This window comes from Variovorax sp. V116 (assembly GCF_041154435.1).
Taxonomy (GTDB): Bacteria; Pseudomonadota; Gammaproteobacteria; order Burkholderiales; family Burkholderiaceae_C; genus Variovorax; species Variovorax paradoxus.
In genome coordinates this window covers 3,101,565-3,116,215 of record NZ_AP028661.1, presented here as the reverse complement: position 1 = coordinate 3,116,215, position 14,651 = coordinate 3,101,565, and the positions used below count along the sequence as shown (strand labels likewise).

Sequence of the window (14,651 nt, the reverse complement as noted above, 5' to 3'; positions counted from 1 at the left end):
CGCGCTGGCACTCGGAGGTGCAGCGGCGGCCCTTCCCATTTCTCTGAATTCATCCATGGCATTGATCGTTCACAAATACGGCGGTACGTCGATGGGCTCGACCGAGCGCATCAAGAATGTCGCCAAGCGCGTCGCCAAGTGGGCGCGCGCCGGCCACCAGATGATCGTGGTCCCGAGTGCCATGAGCGGCGAGACCAATCGCCTGCTCGGCCTGGCCAAGGAACTGGCGCCGAGCAAACCGAGCGACGCCCACGGGCGCGAGCTCGACATGCTCGCCTCGACCGGCGAACAGGCGTCGTCCGCGCTGCTGGCCATTGCGCTGCAGGCCGAGGGCATGCAAGCCGTGAGCTACGCGGGCTGGCAGGTGTCGGTGCGCACCGACAACTCCTACACCAAGGCGCGCATCGAGAGCATCGACGACGAGCGCGTGCGCGCCGACCTGGACGCCGGCAAGGTGGTGGTCATCACCGGCTTCCAGGGCGTGGACGACAGCGGCAACATCACCACGCTGGGCCGCGGCGGCAGCGACACCTCGGCCGTGGCCATTGCGGCCGCGATGAAGGCGCACGAGTGCCTGATCTACACCGACGTCGACGGCGTCTACACCACCGATCCGCGCGTGGAGCCCGATGCGCGCCGCCTCTCGACCGTGAGCTTCGAAGAGATGCTCGAGATGGCGAGCCTGGGCTCCAAGGTGCTGCAGATCCGCTCGGTGGAATTCGCCGGCAAGTACAAGGTGCCGCTGCGTGTGCTTTCGAGCTTCACGCCGTGGGACATCGACATCAATGAAGAGGCCAAGTCCGGCACGCTGATCACTTTCGAGGAAGACGAAAACATGGAACAAGCCGTCGTATCCGGCATCGCTTTCAACCGCGACGAAGCCAAGATCTCGGTGCTCGGCGTGCCCGACAAGCCGGGCATCGCGTATCACATCCTCGGTGCCGTGGCAGACGCCAACATCGAAGTCGACGTGATCATCCAGAACCTCAGCAAGGACGGCCGGACCGACTTCAGCTTCACGGTGCACCGCAACGAATATGCGAAGACGGTCGACCTGCTGCAGTCGAAGGTCATGCCCTCGCTCGGCGCGACCGAGATCGTGGGCGACACCAAGATCTGCAAGGTCAGCATCGTGGGCATCGGCATGCGCAGCCACGTGGGTGTTGCCAGCAAGATGTTCCGCGTGCTGAGCGAAGAGGGCATCAACATCCAGATGATTTCCACCAGCGAGATCAAGACCTCGGTCGTGATCGACGAAAAATACATGGAATTGGCCGTGCGCGCGCTGCACAAAGCCTTCGACCTGGACCAACCGGCCGCCTGATGGTGGCATAATCTCGGCTTCTTTCAGGAACTGTGACCGAGTGGCCGAAGGTGCTCCCCTGCTAAGGGAGTATGGGGTGTAGAGCCTCATCGAGGGTTCGAATCCCTCCGGTTCCGCCAGATAGCAAACAAAAACGCCCCTCACGGGGCGTTTTTCATTTGGCGCTGCAACCGCAGCAGCCGCCCCCTGCAGCGGCCCCCGCACGCCGTGACACATTGTCCCGCTCCTGGGACATCGCCGGCCTCCTGAACGCGCCCTGGCCCCGGTGCCCCCTCTGGGCGCATGGACGGAACGGCCCTTGCTATGACAAGCGAGTCCATGACCTCGCCTCATCGCACACCGCCGCCCATGATCTCCGCCGATCTCGCCATTGCTTCCAGGCTCGACCAGGGCGTTCGCACCGTGAGCGTGAGCGCGCCCGGGCGCCTGCACCTCGGTTTTCTGGACCCCTCGGGTTCGCTGGGACGCGCGTTCGGCAGCCTGGGGCTGGTGATCGACGGCTTCACCACCGATCTCGAACTGTCGGCGTCCGCGTCATCGGACCAGCTGTCGGCCGACACGCCGGCCGGCGGGGCGGAGCTGGCCCGCGCGGCGGACTATCTGGCGGTGTTGAAGCAGCGCAGCGGCCGCCACGCGCCGCTGTCGCTGCGGCTGCGCCATGCACTGCCGCCGCATGCGGGCTTCGGTTCGGGCACGCAGCTGGCGTCGGCGATCGGGCGGGCCTTTGCCGAATGGCATGGGCTCGATCTGGACACAGGCACGCTGGCGCACTGGCTCGGGCGCGGCCTGCGCTCGGGGATCGGCATTGCGGGTTTCGACAGCGGCGGCCTGCTGCTCGATGGCGGCCCGGGCGCCGACGGGCTGCCCGCACCGCTGCTGTCGCGCATCGAGTTTCCGGAGGAATGGCGCGTCATCGTGGTCCAGGACCCCACGCACAAGGGCCTGTCGGGCGGCGCGGAGAAGAAAGCTATTGCGGCCTTGCCGCCCCTGCCGCAAACGGCCGCGGCCGAGATCTGCCACCAGGTGCTGATGCGGGTGCTGCCCGGCGCCGCGCGCGCGGAGTTCGCGCCGTTTGCCGCGGGCATCAACCGCATGCAGCAGCTGCTCGGCGAGCACTTCGCGCCGGCGCAGGGCGGCATCTACACGAGCGCTGCGGTCGGGCGGCTGATGCACTGGTTCGCGGATGCGAGCCGCGGGCATGACGCGGCCATCGGCCAGAGCTCGTGGGGCCCCACGAGTTTTGCGATCGTGCCTTCGCACGTGCGGGCCGAGATGCTGGTCGATGCGGCGCGTGCCTCCGGGCAGCTCGATCCGCGGCTGGAGCTGCGCATCGTCTCGGGCCGCAACCGCGGGGCGGTGGTGCGCGGCCGTGCCGCCGAATCGCGCAACCGCTGAATCCGCAGAGCACCCGCCCTCAACCTTCCACACATCAACATCAACCAACGCAGGCCCTCATGGAACGTCCCCGCATCCTCCACATGTTCACCCCCGGCCAACAGATGAGCCCGTTCGACATCAACATGGCAGCGGACGCCGGCTACCAGATCATCGTGCCGTACTGCGAAGTGGGCCTGGACCGCATCACCGGGCTGACGCAGGACACCATCTTCTCGCGCGGGCCCAAGGGCGTGGCGCGCACCGGCATCTTCATCGGCGGGCGCGATGCGCAGCTGGCGGCCGACATGCTCGAGCGCGCGCGAACCTCGATGGTCAAGCCCTTCGTCGTCTCGGCAATGGCCGACCCGAGCGGCGCCTACACCACGGCCGCGGCCATGGTGGCCTGCGTCGAGGCCGCGCTCAAGCGCCATCATGGGCAGAGCCTGGAAGGCCAGCGCGTGGTGATCCTCGGCGGCACGGGGCCGGTGGGCCGCGTGGCGGGCGTGATCGCGGCAGGGGCCGGTGCCGAGGTGTACCTGTCCAGCCGCAACGGCATCGACGCGGCGCAGGAAGCGGCCGACGAAACCGGGCAGCGCTTCGGCGTGAAGCTGCACGGCCTCTCGGGCGGCGACCCCGACGCCGTGCGCCGCTCCATCGCCGATGCCGACGTGCTGCTGGCCTGCGCGGCCGCCGGCGTGCAGGTGGTCTCCCGCGAGGCGCTTGGTGCCGCGACGCGGCTCAAGGTGGCGGCCGACGTGAACGCCGTGCCGCCCGAAGGCATTGCCGGCGTCGGCGTGATGGACGATGCCAAGCCATTGGCCGGCACGCAGGCCGTGGCCATCGGCGCGCTGGCGGTGGGCAACGTCAAGTACCAGACACAGCATCGTCTGCTGGTGCAGATGTGCGAGGCCGAAAAAGCGCAGGTGCTGAGCTTTCCCGAAGCCTTTGCGGTGGCCCGCGCGTTCTTGGTCGAGCAGGCCGGAAAGACGGCTTGAAGCCCGCGGGCACCATGCAGACGATCGCCGTTGCCGCCATCTCCGCGCGTGCCATGGCCGAGGCGGCGGCCAGCGAGGGCTTCAAGGTGATTGCGCTCGATCTGTTCGGCGATGTCGACACGCGCCGCGCGGCTTCGCGCTGGCTGCCGATTGGCGCACCCGGCAGTTTGCAGATCGATGCGGCCAGCGTGGTGGCTGCGTTGCGCACGCTCGCAAAGGACAGCGAACCGGTGCAGGGCTGGATTGCAGGCAGCGGCTTCGAGGGCGAGCCCGATCTGCTCGAAGAGGGCGCGGCCGTGCTGCCGCTGATCGGCACCGCGCCCGCGGCCGTGCGCCGCCTGCGCGATCCGGCGGCCTTCTTCGGCTTTCTTGCTGCGCAGGTCATCCCATTTCCGCAAGTGCTGCTGCAGCCGCCCGAGGACCCCGCGGGATGGCTCATGAAAGACGCGCACGGCTGCGGCGGCTGGCATGTGCGCCATGCGCCGTGGTCGATCGACGAGCCGCCGTCTTCGCACCACTACTTCCAGCGCGAAATGGCCGGGCTGCCGATGTCGGCCACTTTCATCGCCAATGGCCGCGATGTGCATGTGCTCGGCTTCAACGAGCAGACCGTGCGCCGCTTCGGCACGCGGCCCTTCGTGTTCTGCGGTGCCGTCGGGCCGGTGCCCGTGGCAGAGGACATCGCGCGCCGCGTGACGGCCATTGCGCGCGCTCTGGCCGTGGAGTTCGAACTGCGCGGCCTGTGCAGCCTCGACTTCATGCGCGACGGCGACGCCATCGGCGTGCTGGAGGTCAATCCGAGGCCGCCGGCCAGCATGAGCCTCTACAAGGCGCCCGCCGGTTCGCCGGGCGTGATGCAGGCGCATCTGCGTGCCTGCCTGCATGGCGAGCTGCCGCCGCCGGTGCCATCGCATGCGCACGAAGTCGAAGGCATCGAGATCGTGTTCGCGCGGCAGCCGCTGCAGCTCGGCGCGGCTGCGGCGCAGCGCCTGGCTGCATGGCCCGGCATCCGCGACCTGCCCGAGGCCGGCCAGCGCTTCGACATCGACGACCCCGTGTGCACCCTGACCGCGAGCGGAAGCAGCGCGCAGCAGGTGCGCACCCGACTGAACGAAGGCCGCGAGCGGCTGCTGCAATCACTGGAGACCAAGGCATGAGCAACACATCCCCGCCCGCAGCCGCATCGGGCCTGAGCGTCAACCTGCTGGCCCGGCCGCTGGTCGAGCGCCTGCTGGCCGATTCCGATGCGCTCGGGCTGCAGCTGCGCCGCGACGACAGCGGCGCACGCATCGTCGATGCCGGCATCGAGGCACGCGGCAGCGTGGCGGCCGGCCTGCAGATCGGCGAGATCTGCATGGGCGGGCTGGGGCATGTGAACCTGCGCAGCGGCGCCGCCGCCGAGGGCTGGCCCACGTGGCTCGACGTGCGCAGCTCGCAGCCGGTGCTGGCCTGCCTTGGCAGCCAGTACGCCGGCTGGAGCCTCTCGGCCACCAAGGAAGAGACCGGCGGCAAGAAGTTCTTTTCGCTCGGCTCGGGGCCGGCGCGCGCGCTGGCGGTCAAGGAAAAACTCTTTGCCGAACTGGGCTACCGCGACCATGCACCCTGCGGCGTGCTGGTGCTGGAAGTCGATCGCGCGCCGCCGAAGATCGTGATCGACAAGCTGCTGCGCGATTGCGGCCTGGCTGCCGAAGCGCTGACCCTGATCCTCACGCCCACCACCAGCCTGGCAGGCACCACGCAGGTGGTGGCGCGCGTGCTCGAGGTGGCATTGCACAAGGCGCACGAGCTGGGCTTTGCGCTGGGCAACATCGTCGAGGGCGCCGGCACCGCGCCGCTGCCGTCGCCGAGCGCCGATGGCGTCGAGGCCATGGGCCGCACCAACGATGCCATCCTGTACGGCGGCCGCGTGCACCTGACGGTCCGCGGCGACGACGCCGCGGCACGGGAGCTGGCGCGCGCGCTGCCCTCGCGCAATTCGCGCGACCACGGACGCTCGTTCGCCGAGATCTTCAAGGAGGTCGAATACGACTTCTACAAGATCGACGGCGCCTTGTTCGCACCGGCCGAGGTGTGGGTCAGCAACATCGACAGCGGCAACACCTGGCACGGCGGCGCGACCGACATGGCGCTGCTGCAGCGCCTGTGGCTGCAGGAGGCCTGACCGTGCGCATCGTCATCATGACGGACGAGATCGGCTGGCACACGCGCCAGCTGCAGGCCGCGCTGCGCGCACGCGGCGCGGTGGGGCGCTGCGTCGACCTGGCCGACTGCAACATCGACACCACTGCCGCATGGCATGGCCTGGTCATTCCCGGCTATGGCCGCGAGCTGCCCGATGCAGTGCTGGTGCGCGGCATTGCCGGCGGAAGCTTCGAGCAGGTCACCAAGCGCCTGGGCGTGCTGCATGCCTTGCGCGAACTGGGCGTGCCGGTCTACAACGACGCGCGCGCCATCGAGCGCACGGTCGACAAGTCGATGACCAGCCTGCTGCTGCATGCCGCGCGCATTCCCGCGCCTGCCACCTGGGCCACCGAATCGGCGGCGCAGGCGCGGCGCATCGCGATGCGCGAAATGGCCGCGGGCCATGCACTGGTGCTCAAGCCCTTGTTCGGTTCGCAGGGCAAGAACCTGCAACTGGTGGGAGAGGTCGACGGCGTCCATCATCCGATGCCCGACATCGATGCGCGCTACGCGGGCCTGGCCTATCTGCAGCGCTTCGTGCCGCCCATGGGTTCGCCGGGCTTCGACTGGCGCGTGATGGTGGTGGGCGGACGCGCCGTCACCGCGATGCGGCGCGTCAGCATGCACTGGATCCACAACGTGGCCCAGGGCGCGCGCTGCGAGCCGGCCGTGCTGGAGCCCGCGCTCGCGCAACTGGCCGAAGGCGCGGCGCAGGCGCTGGACATGGACTACGCGGGCGTGGACCTCATCGCGGCGGCCAGCGGGCCGAAGATCCAGGTGCTCGAGGTCAATGGCGTGGCCGCCTGGCAGGGGCTGCAGCGCGTGACGGGCTTCAACATTGCGCGCGCCATCGTCGACGACCTGCTCGACCGCAAGCTCGCGCAGGCGCGCCGCCTCGTGCAGCAGAACCTGCCGCCGCCGGAGCGCCGCGCCTGATGATGACGACGAACGCGCGGCAGGCGGCCATCGAGCGTGCACGGGCCTGCTTCCTGCGCGCCTGCTGGCTCGACGTGGCCGTGCGCAAGCCAGGCAACGTGAGCCAGGCTTCGCCAGGCCACGGCATGCAGGCCTCGATGTTCATCGCCAGCGCCGAGGCTGCGGCCGGTGCGCTGTTCGAGCCCGGCTTGCGCGTCGGCGCGCGCATCGAGGCGGCCGTGGCGGCCACCTGGGCGGTGGCGGGGTGCAACACCAACCTCGGCATCCTGCTGCTGTGCGGGCCCATCGCGCTCGCGGTGGAGCAGCACCCGCAGGCCGCAACCCCCGCGGCCTTGCGCGCGGCCGTGGCGTCGGTGCTGGCCACGCTCGACATCGACGATGCGCGCGCCGCCTATCGCGCGATTGCGCAGGCGCATCCCGGTGGCCTGGGCACCGCGCCGGCCGAGGACGTGCGCGATGCGCCCAGCGTCGACCTGCGTGCCGCCATGGCCCTTGCCGCGGACCGCGACCTCATCGCGCGCCAGTACCGCGACGGGTTCGCGGACCTGTTCGCGCTGGCGTTCCAGCAACCGGTGCAACCGGCGGGCTGGGGCGAGGCGCCGGCCGATGCCGGTGCACCGCCCGATACCGCCACTGTGGCTTTCGTCCAACGGCTCTACCTGGCCTGTCTGAGCGCCTTTCCTGATTCACACATTGTTCGAAAACACGGCGAGCGCGTGGCACAGACTGTCATGACGGCGGCGCAGGCCTGGCAGGAGCGCGCCGGCGCGGGCGTGGCGCTCGACGCCAACCCCGGCTTCGCGGCCTGGGACCTTTCCCTCAAGGCCGCAGGCGTCAACCCCGGGACCAGCGCCGATTTCACCGTGGCGGCGCTGCTGCTTTCGGGCTGGATCCGCTCGTGCGCGGCGCCCGCGCGCGAGGCGGCCGATGGATGGCACGGATCGTGATACCCATGGCTTTGCGCTGGTCTTCCTGACCGGTGTCGTATTGACCCTAAACACCTTGGACCTCTGAGAGGAGACTCGAAACCATGGCAAAAATCGATCGACTGATGGTGGGCGAATCGCTCGTTGGCGACGGCAACGAAGTAGCCCATATCGACCTGATCATCGGACCGCGCGGCAGCGCTGCCGAGACCGCCTTCGCGAACGCGTTGACGAACAACAAGGACGGCTTCACTTCGCTGCTCGCAGTCGTGGCTCCCAACCTGCTGACCAAGCCGGCCACCGTGATGTTCAACAAAGTGACCATCAAGGGCGCCAAGCAGGCGGTGCAGATGTTCGGGCCGGCGCAGCGCGCCGTGGCGCTGGCGGTGGCCGACAGCGTCGAGGATGGCACCATCCCCATGGCGGAGGCGGACAACCTGTTCATCTGCGTCGGCGTGTTCATCCACTGGCTTGCCGATGACGACAAGAAGATCCAGGACTACAACTACCAGGCCACCCGCGAGGCCATCCAGCGCGCCGTGGCCGGCTCGCCGACCGCCGCGGAAGTGGTCGACAAGAAGGGCACGACGGCACACCCGTTCGCAGCCCATCTTTGAGCCTCTGAGCCGCAAGAACAAAAGCCGACGCGTGGACCGCGTCGGCTTTTTTATCTTCGGAGGTTCAGTGCTTGGCAGGCACCATGCCGCTCGCAAGAAAGTTCAGCACGGTCGCGCCGTGCCCCAGTTTCGAAGCGCGATGCGTGGGCGCGTGGCGCTCGATCTGCACGCCCACGGCCTGCACGTCGTCGAACTTGCGCGGCTTCACGACCTTCACGCGGACCCAGCTGGCACCGAATTCGTCGATGAGGATGTCGGCAATGGCCTCTGCAAAGGCTTCGAGCAGTTGCAGCCGGTGCTCGGCCATGAGCCGCACCAGCCGCTCGCGCACCATGCCGTAGTCGATGGTGTCGCCGATCCGGTCGGTGTCGCAGGCGCGTGCGCGCGGCACACCGGCGTGCACGTCGATCAAGAGGGGCTGCGGATGATGCAGCTCGGAGTCGTGGATGCCGATCACCGTCTGGCCGCTGAAGCCCTCGACGAAGATCAGGTCCATGGGCGCGGCTGCCTCGGCCGCGTCGGGCGATGCATTTGAGGCAGGCGAGGCATTCGAAGAAGAAAGGCGGGCGACGGAAGGACGCGGGCTGGTGTTCAAGTGGTGTCTCCAGTGATCGAATATGTTTGAAAGTGTGTCTGGCGGCATGCAAGCCCACCCCAGCGAGACTCGTCAACGCAAAATGCAGGCCAGAGACCGGACCCGCTCCGGCATTGCCAGTGCTTGGTGTTTCACCGGGTGCGCGGCAAGCCGGCAGGCACAACAATGGGCCGAACAAGGAGACACGATGGAACGCGCCGGAGAACTCCAATGACATTGACGCTGAGACAAGGCGATCGACACGCTGACCGTGTGCTCGACGTGGTGAGGCGGGGCTTTCATGAAGAGGGCAATGATCTGGTCACGCGCTCGTGGAGCCGCTGCCTGAACCAGTACCAGCTCGATCCGGGCCGCCCGCGCGAACCGGTGGTCATTGCATCGTCGGCGCTGCAGAGCCGGCGCAACCAGCATGCCGACGTCATCGAGTGCGCGCGCTACGAGATGACCACGCTCTACCAGCAGCTCGCGGATGCCGAATCCGCCGTGGTGCTGACCGATACCGACGGCGTGATCGTGCACATGGTGTCCTCGCCCGAGTTCGCCGCCGAAGCGGAGCCCATGGGCCTGCGCGCCGGTGGCATGTGGGGCGAGGCCGAGGCCGGCACCAATGGCATGGGCACCTGCCTGGCCGCGGCGCATCCGATCTCCGTGCGGCGCGAAGAGCATTTCTTCAGCCACTTCACGCAGCTCACGTGCTCGGCGGTGCCGGTGTTCGATCCGTCCGGCGAGATCATCGCGGTGCTCGACGTGACCAGCCGATCCAGCCTCATGCAGCAGCACGTGCTGGTGCTGCTGGGCATGACGGCGCGCATGATCGAGAACCGGCTCATCGACAAGCGCTTCTCGAATGCGCATCCGCTGCACTTCCACAGCCGGCCCGAATTCGTCTACACGCTGCATGAAGGCAAGCTCGCGGTCGGCGACGACGGGCGCATTCTTGCGGCCAACCGCAGCGCCTTGTTCCAGCTCGGCCTGCAGTCGATGGACGAGATCCGCACGCAGCGCATCGACGATCTGTTCCAGACCTCGCTCGAGGACATCGTCCAGCGCAGTCTTTCTTCTTCATTCCATCCGGTGGTGGCCTACCGGGCCAATGCGGCGCTGCGCTTCTTCGCGGTGGCGCGGCGGCCGGCCTCCGATGCCGCCACGCCGGCGCGTGCACGCGTGGCCGGCGCGGCAGTCACGGCTCCGATGGTGGCGGAGACGGGCGCCGAAACCTTCCGTGCGCCACTGCGGCCCGCAGCTGCGCGTGCGCCGAGCGTTCGCACCTTCAAGGACGCGCGGCTCGTCGCACACCTGGACACCGCGCGGCGCGTGGTCGCGCGCCGGACCCCGGTGCTGCTGTGCGGCGAAACCGGTTCGGGCAAGGAAGTGTTCGCACGCGCCATCCACGAGAGCAGCCCGCATGCCGAGGGCGCCTTCGTCGCGGTCAATTGCGCGAGCCTGCCCGAGACGCTGATCGAATCCGAACTCTTCGGCTACAAGGCCGGCGCCTTCACCGGTGCACAGCGCAGCGGGCGGCGCGGCAAGATCCTGCAGGCCGATGGCGGCACCTTGTTCCTCGACGAGATCGCCGACATGCCGCTGGAGCTGCAGGCCCGGCTGCTGCGCGTGCTCGACGAGCGCCAGGTCACGCCGCTGGGCACCGAGGACACCCATCCGGTGGACTTCCAGCTCGTGAGCGCGAGCCACCAGCACCTGCCGAGCCTGGTGCGCGAAGGCCGCTTCCGCGAAGACCTCTACTACCGCCTGGCCGGCATCGAACTCGACCTGCCCGCGCTGCGCGACCGCAGCGACAAGCGCGATCTGATCCACGACGTGCTCAAGGACGAAGGCGGCAGCGACAGCCGGCTCGGCGAAGAGGCCGAGCGCCTGCTCATGGCCTATTCATGGCCCGGCAACCTGCGGCAGCTGCGCCACGTGCTGCGCAGCGCCGCCGCGCTGGCCGACGGCAAGACCATCACGCGGGAGCACCTGCCTTCGCTGGCCGTGCGCACGGCACCTTCGCCATTGCCCGCGCTGGCCCGTGCGGCAGTGTCCGAACCGTCCGATGCCGCCGCGGAAGCGGCGCCGTCCGATGCGGCACCCGCCATCAAGCAACTCAACCCGATCCAGGCCAACGAGCGGCAAGTGCTGCTGCAGATGCTCGAGCAGCATCGCTGGAACGTGAGCAACGTCGCCAAGGCGCTCGATGTCAGCCGCAACACCCTGTACCGAAAACTCCACAAGCTTCACATCGAGATCTCTCCACCCGATTGAGCCTGAGGGCTCGCAGACATGACGAACGGGGAGCCGGCGGGCACGGGCAAGATCGATCCACGCGGCGCCGCGCTGGCGGCCGAAGACGGCGAAGCGCCGCTGCCGGCATCGCCGCCGCGCTCGCGGCTGGCCTGGTGCGTCACGGGTTCGGGCCATTTCCTCGAGGAATCGCTCGCGATTGCGGCGCGGCTGCCTTCGGTCGACCTGTTCCTCTCGGCCGCAGCTGAAGAGGTGCTGCCGATCTACAAGCTGCAGATCGAGGCGCTCAGGCCGCGTTTTCGCGTGTTCCGCGACAAGACGGCCAGCGGCGTGCCGGTGGGCATGCTCTACGACGATGTCTATCACACGGTGGTGGTGGCGCCGGCCACCAGCAATACGGTGGCCAAGTGCGCATTCGGCATCAGCGACTCGCTGCCGACGAACATGTTTGCGCAGGCCGGCAAGCTCGGCATTCCTGGCATCGTGTTTGCATGCGATACGGAACCGGTGGTGGTGACCAAGTCGCCGCATGACTGGGTCACGCTGCGCCCGCGGCGCATCGAACTGGACAACGTGGAGCGGCTGCGCGGCATCGACTTTTGCCAGGTGGTCTGTTCACCGGCCCAATTGGAGACCGCGCTCGACACGCGCCTGAAGGAACTTTCTCTCGCATGGAACACATCGTCTTCCTGACCGGGCGCCTCGCCCAAGCCAGCCTCACGCGGGTGCTGGCCGGGATCGAGGCGGCACCGTTCACATGGGAAGTGCGCGAGATCGGACTGCAGGTGGCGGCGCTGATGACGGCCGACATGATCCGCCGCCGTGTGGCGGCCCCGGTGTTCAGCGAGGGCGAAGGCGAGGGCGCCGCACCGCGCCGCGCCGACCGCATCATGGTGCCGGGCCGCTGCCGCGGCGACGTCGAGGCGCTGAGCCTTCACTTCGGCGTTCCGGTGGAGCGCGGCCCGCAGGAACTCAAAGACCTGCCGCGCCACTTCAACCGCAGCGCACGCGCCGTCGACCTGGACGACTACGAGGTCGCCATCTTTGCCGAGATCGTCGACGCGCCGCGGCTGTCGGTGGTGCAGATCATCGAGCGCGCGCAGCAACTCGCGGCCGACGGTGCCAACGTGATCGACCTGGGCTGCCTGCCCGAAACGCGCTTCGACCACCTGGCCGAGAGCGTGCAGGCGCTGAAGGCGGCGGGCTTCCAGGTCAGCGTCGATTCGAGCGACACACAGGAGCTGCTGCTCGGCGGAAAGGCCGGCGCCGACTACCTGCTGAGCCTCACGCTCGACACCCTGTGGATCGCCGACGAGGTCGCGGCCACGCCGGTGCTGATACCGCGCGTTCCGTCCGATGAAGCGTCGCTGTACGAAGCCGTCGAGCAGATGCAGCGGCGCGGCCGCGCCTTTCTGGCTGATTCGATCCTCGATCCCATACCCTTCGGCCTGACCGCGTCCATCGTGCGCTACCACCGGCTGCGCGAGCGCTTTCCCGATGCACCGATCATGCTGGGCGTGGGCAACCTCACCGAGCTCACCGAGGCCGACACCAGCGGCATCAACGCGGTGCTGTTCGGCATTGCCGCCGAGCTGAATGTGGCGGCGGTGCTGACCACCCAGGTGAGCCAGCATGCGCGCCGCGCGGTGAGCGAGGCCGACTGGGCGCGCCGCATCATGCATGCCGCGGCGCGCAACGCCACCTTGCCCAAGGGCATGAGCGATGCGCTGATGACGGTGCACGCCAAGCATCCGTTCCCCGACACGCCCGAAGAAATCGGCGAGATCGCCTCGCAGGTGCGCGACCCCAACTTCCGCGTGCAGATCTCGCCGCTCGGCCTGCACGTGTACAACCGCGACGGCATGCGGCTCGCGCAGGGCGCCTTCGAACTCTGGCCGCAGCTCCAGCTGCAGGACGACGCCGACCATGCGTTCTACATGGGCGTCGAACTGGCACGCGCCGAGATCGCGTGGCAGCTCGGCAAGCGCTACGTGCAGGACCAGCCGCTCGACTGGGGCTGCGCCACGCCGCGGGCCACCGAGGACCTCGCGCGCTGGTGCGCGCCGGGAACCACCATGAAGACATCGAGTAAGAAGAACAGCGCGGCCGAGAGCGATGCCACGAGCACCAGCACCACCACCGCGCCATCCCCCTCATGAACGACCAGATCTTCGAAGCCGTGGTGACCACCGTGGCCCCCGGCGGCAAGCCGCACGTGGCTCCGATGGGCATCCGCTACCAGGAGGGCGGCATCCTGCTGATGCCGTTCAAGCCCTCGACCACGCACGACAACATCGTGGCCACCGGCCATGCGGTGCTCAACATCGTCTGCGACACGCGCGTGTTCGCGGGCTGCGTCACGGGCCGCAAGCTGTGGCCCACGCTGCCGGCCGAGCGCATCGAAGGCGTGCGGCTGGCCGCTGCGCTGCGCCACGTCGAGCTCGAACTGGCCGAGCAGCGCGACGACGTGCAGCGGCCGGTATTGCGCATGGTGGCCGTGCACGAGGCCACGCATGCGCCGTTTGCCGGCTTCAACCGCGCGCAGGCCGCGGTGATCGAAGGGGCCGTGCTGGTGAGCCGCCTGCACATGCTCCCCCCCGAGAAAGTGGAAACCGAAATGACCTACCTGCAGATCGCGATCGACAAGACCGCCGGCCCCGAGGAACGCGAGGCCTGGGAGTGGCTGCGCGCCGCGGTCGCGCAGCACCGCGCCGCCGACCGGGAGCGCACATCATGACGATGCGCATGCTGGTCAGTGTGCGCAGCGTGGACGAAGCCCTGCTCGCGGCCCGCGGCGGCGCCGACTTCATCGACCTGAAGGAACCCAACGAAGGCGCACTGGGCGGCCTGCCGGTGGCAACCATCGGCGCCATCGTGAGTGCGCTGCGCGGGCACGGCATCGGCCTGCCCGTGAGCGCGACGATCGGCGACCTGCCGATGCATGCGCTGGACGCGATCCTCGCGCAGGTGGACGCGGTGGGTGCCTGCGGCGTCGACTATGTGAAGGTCGGCATCGAGCGTGGGCCCAAGGCCCTGGCGGTGCTCGATGCGCTGGCGGCCTGCCACTGGCCGGTGGTGCCGGTCTTCATCGGCGACCACGGGCTCGATGCCGCGCTGACCGCGCATGCCTGCACGCTCGGCTTTCCCGGACTCATGGTCGATACCGCCGACAAAGAGGCCGGCAGCCTGTTCGATGCCGTGCCGATGGCCGATCTGCGTGCCTTCCTGGCCCAGGTGCGCGCCGCGGGGCAAATGGCCGGCGTGGCGGGCGCGCTGCGCACGGCACATGTTCCGCTGCTGCAGTCGCTGGCGCCGGACTTCGCGGGATTTCGCAGCGCCGTCTGCGTGGGCGACCGCAAGGCGGCGCTCAGCCCGGAGCGGCTTGCGGCACTGGCCGCGCTGCTGCACGGCGAGGCGGTGGAGCCTGTAGCGGTCTGAACTTTTTTTGTGAGCCGGCGCAAG

Annotated in this window: 14 protein-coding genes and 1 tRNA gene; 14 read left to right on the top strand and 1 reads right to left on the bottom strand. The window is 68.7% G+C overall.

Annotation, left to right across the window (positions count from 1 at the left end):
- The first annotated feature begins 55 nt into the window (after positions 1-55).
- The 9 genes from ACAM58_RS14895 (at position 56) to fae (ending at position 8,356) form a co-directional block, all read left to right on the top strand.
- A complete protein-coding gene (locus tag ACAM58_RS14895) occupies positions 56-1,324 on the top strand; it encodes an aspartate kinase (protein ID WP_012748185.1) in 1,269 nt (422 codons plus the stop codon).
- Between the two features lie 26 nt (positions 1,325-1,350).
- Positions 1,351-1,443: transfer RNA gene (locus ACAM58_RS14890), tRNA-Ser, on the top strand.
- Positions 1,444-1,672: 229 nt separating this feature from the next.
- Positions 1,673-2,719, top strand: coding sequence for a beta-ribofuranosylaminobenzene 5'-phosphate synthase family protein (locus ACAM58_RS14885; protein ID WP_012748184.1), 1,047 nt, complete (start codon positions 1,673-1,675; stop codon positions 2,717-2,719).
- Between the two features lie 59 nt (positions 2,720-2,778).
- Positions 2,779-3,696, top strand: coding sequence for an NAD(P)-dependent methylenetetrahydromethanopterin dehydrogenase (locus ACAM58_RS14880; RefSeq protein ID WP_012748183.1), 918 nt, complete (start codon positions 2,779-2,781; stop codon positions 3,694-3,696).
- Between the two features lie 14 nt (positions 3,697-3,710).
- Entirely contained in the window at positions 3,711-4,853 is a 1,143-nt protein-coding gene (locus ACAM58_RS14875) for an ATP-grasp domain-containing protein (protein WP_012748182.1), read from the top strand.
- Positions 4,850-5,857 (top strand): methenyltetrahydromethanopterin cyclohydrolase, encoded by a 1,008-nt coding sequence (gene mch / locus ACAM58_RS14870; RefSeq protein WP_012748181.1) that lies wholly within the window; start codon positions 4,850-4,852, stop codon positions 5,855-5,857. The genes ACAM58_RS14875 and mch overlap by 4 nt, the downstream gene beginning before the upstream one ends.
- A 2-nt stretch (positions 5,858-5,859) precedes the next feature.
- Positions 5,860-6,813: a RimK family alpha-L-glutamate ligase gene (locus ACAM58_RS14865; RefSeq protein ID WP_369663068.1), complete on the top strand. Its 954-nt coding sequence runs from the start codon at positions 5,860-5,862 to the stop codon at positions 6,811-6,813.
- Complete coding sequence (locus tag ACAM58_RS14860; protein WP_012748179.1) at positions 6,813-7,760, top strand: triphosphoribosyl-dephospho-CoA synthase; 948 nt, start codon at positions 6,813-6,815, stop codon at positions 7,758-7,760. The genes ACAM58_RS14865 and ACAM58_RS14860 overlap by 1 nt, the downstream gene beginning before the upstream one ends.
- Positions 7,761-7,843: 83 nt before the next feature.
- Positions 7,844-8,356 (top strand): formaldehyde-activating enzyme, encoded by a 513-nt coding sequence (gene fae, locus ACAM58_RS14855; protein WP_012748178.1) that lies wholly within the window; start codon positions 7,844-7,846, stop codon positions 8,354-8,356.
- A 64-nt stretch (positions 8,357-8,420) separates the two neighbouring features.
- Here fae and ACAM58_RS14850 read toward each other — a convergent pair whose 3' ends face one another.
- Positions 8,421-8,852: a dihydroneopterin aldolase gene (locus ACAM58_RS14850; protein ID WP_012748177.1), complete on the bottom strand. Its 432-nt coding sequence runs from the start codon at positions 8,850-8,852 to the stop codon at positions 8,421-8,423.
- Positions 8,853-9,161: 309 nt separating this feature from the next.
- Here ACAM58_RS14850 and ACAM58_RS14845 point away from each other — a divergent pair, with 309 nt between their 5' ends.
- The 5 genes from ACAM58_RS14845 to ACAM58_RS14825 are packed head-to-tail and all read left to right on the top strand — an operon-like array spanning position 9,162 to position 14,627.
- A complete protein-coding gene (locus tag ACAM58_RS14845) occupies positions 9,162-11,210 on the top strand; it encodes a sigma-54-dependent Fis family transcriptional regulator (protein ID WP_012748176.1) in 2,049 nt (682 codons plus the stop codon).
- A gap of 18 nt (positions 11,211-11,228) precedes the next feature.
- Entirely contained in the window at positions 11,229-11,882 is a 654-nt protein-coding gene (locus tag ACAM58_RS14840) for a flavoprotein (protein ID WP_012748175.1), read from the top strand.
- Positions 11,861-13,348, top strand: coding sequence for a DUF6513 domain-containing protein (locus ACAM58_RS14835; protein ID WP_012748174.1), 1,488 nt, complete (start codon positions 11,861-11,863; stop codon positions 13,346-13,348). Before ACAM58_RS14840 ends, ACAM58_RS14835 begins: the two co-directional genes overlap by 22 nt.
- Positions 13,345-13,926: a DUF447 domain-containing protein gene (locus ACAM58_RS14830; protein ID WP_012748173.1), complete on the top strand. Its 582-nt coding sequence runs from the start codon at positions 13,345-13,347 to the stop codon at positions 13,924-13,926. The genes ACAM58_RS14835 and ACAM58_RS14830 overlap by 4 nt, the downstream gene beginning before the upstream one ends.
- A complete protein-coding gene (locus tag ACAM58_RS14825) occupies positions 13,923-14,627 on the top strand; it encodes a (5-formylfuran-3-yl)methyl phosphate synthase (protein WP_012748172.1) in 705 nt (234 codons plus the stop codon). Before ACAM58_RS14830 ends, ACAM58_RS14825 begins: the two co-directional genes overlap by 4 nt.
- Positions 14,628-14,651 lie beyond the last annotated feature (24 nt).